Consider the following 1,547-nt stretch of genomic DNA (forward strand, 5'->3'; position numbering starts at 1 on the left):
TCGGATCTTGGGTAAGCCATCAGATCCAGAGATATTCCTCCAATCTCTGCCCGCTGCGCGGGCTATACGGCACTGCGCCTCGTGGCGCAGAGAGGGTGTTGTGCTGGCGGTTGCCGGGGATGCGCTCCTTGGCGCGCAGCGTCTTGAGTTCCGCGAGGGTGAAGTCCTCGGTGAACCACCCGGTGACGTCCGTGCCGTCGATCTTCTTGGTGGTGCGGCGGCCCGCGAACTCGGGGTGGTCGGCGACGTCGGTGGTGGCGGAGATGTCGTTCTCGTGGCGGCAGACCAGGTGGCCGTCGCGGGTCGGCACCAGGTCCTGTTCGATGACGTCGGCCCCCATGTCCAGGGCGAGCTGGTACGAGCCGAAGGTGTGCTCGGGCCGGTAGCCGCTGGCGCCGCGGTGTCCGACGACCAGGGGGCTGGGCAGTGCGTCGCGCCCGCGGCGGCCGGTGCCCGCGCCTGCCGCCGCGGCCGGGAGTGCCCCGCCGAGCACGGCCGCGCCGGTCCCCAGGGCCGCGGCCCCCAGCAGTGCGCGGCGTCCCGGCCGCGGCGTCCGGTCGACCGCCGTCTCCTCGCTCGCTTCCCGCATGGCCCCGCCTTTCGTCAGGCACCCGCGCCCGGCGGGTGCCGCGTGTGGAAGAACGGGCAGACGATACAGAAGGGTGGCATGGACTCGACAGATGCCCGGCCAAGGACGGTCGAACCCGCGGTGCCGGGGTCCCACCGGGTGACGAACCGCAGGTGCGCCGGGAGGCGACCGACGAGTATCGTCCTGTGCCGGGCACGCCCCCGTGCCACGCGACCCACGACCGGAGGACCCGTTGTCCGTCTCCCGCACTGTGCTGAAGGCGATCCTTGGCCTGCTGATGCGTGTGCTCTACCGCCCCACCGTGGAGGGGCACGAGCACATCCCGGGCGACGGGCCGGTGATCCTGGCGGGCAACCACGTCACCTTCATCGACTCGATCTTCCTCTCGCTGGTGGTGGACCGGCCGGTCTACTTCATCGGCAAGGACGAGTACGTCACCGGCCGGGGCCTCAAGGGTCGCCTGATGGCGTGGTTCTTCACCAGCTGCGGCATGGTCCCGGTCGACCGTGACGGAAGTCACGGCGGGGTCGCCGCCCTCATGACGGGCCGCCGCATCCTGGAGCAGGGCGAGGCCTTCGGCATCTACCCCGAGGGCACCCGCTCCCCCGACGGCCGCCTCTACCGGGGCCGCACCGGCGTGGCCCGGCTGACCCTGATGACGGGCGCTCCCGTGGTCCCGTTCGCCGTCGTCGGCACGGAGAAGGTGCAGCCCGGCGGCAAGGGGCGCCCGCACATCGCACCGGTGAGCGTCCGCTTCGGCCCGGCCCTGGACTTCGCGCGCTACGAGGGCATGGACCGTGACCGCTACGTCCTGCGCGCGGTCACCGACGAGGTGATGAGCCACGTGATGCGACTGTCCGGCCAGGAGTACGTGGACGTCTACGCGACGAAGGCGAAGGCCGCCTGACGGTTCCGCCCGCAACGGCGAGAGGCCGCGCGACCCGAGAGGGTGCGCGGC

At 71.8% G+C, this 1,547-nt stretch carries 1 protein-coding gene and 1 pseudogene; one reads left to right on the plus strand and one right to left on the minus strand.

Annotated features, from left to right (window positions below; all coding sequences use genetic code 11):
• Positions 1-84: 84 nt before the first annotated feature.
• Positions 85-589: pseudogene (locus tag ACFV3R_RS34600) on the minus strand (glycerophosphodiester phosphodiesterase family protein); the annotation flags it as partial.
• A 277-nt stretch (positions 590-866) separates the two neighbouring features.
• Here ACFV3R_RS34600 and ACFV3R_RS34605 point away from each other — a divergent pair.
• Positions 867-1,496, plus strand: a complete 630-nt coding sequence (locus tag ACFV3R_RS34605; protein ID WP_385591522.1) for a lysophospholipid acyltransferase family protein — start codon at positions 867-869, stop codon at positions 1,494-1,496.
• The last annotated feature ends 51 nt before the right edge of the window (positions 1,497-1,547 follow it).

This window comes from Streptomyces sp. NPDC059740 (genome assembly GCF_042733155.1).
In the GTDB taxonomy this organism is placed as follows: domain Bacteria; phylum Actinomycetota; class Actinomycetes; order Streptomycetales; family Streptomycetaceae; genus Streptomyces.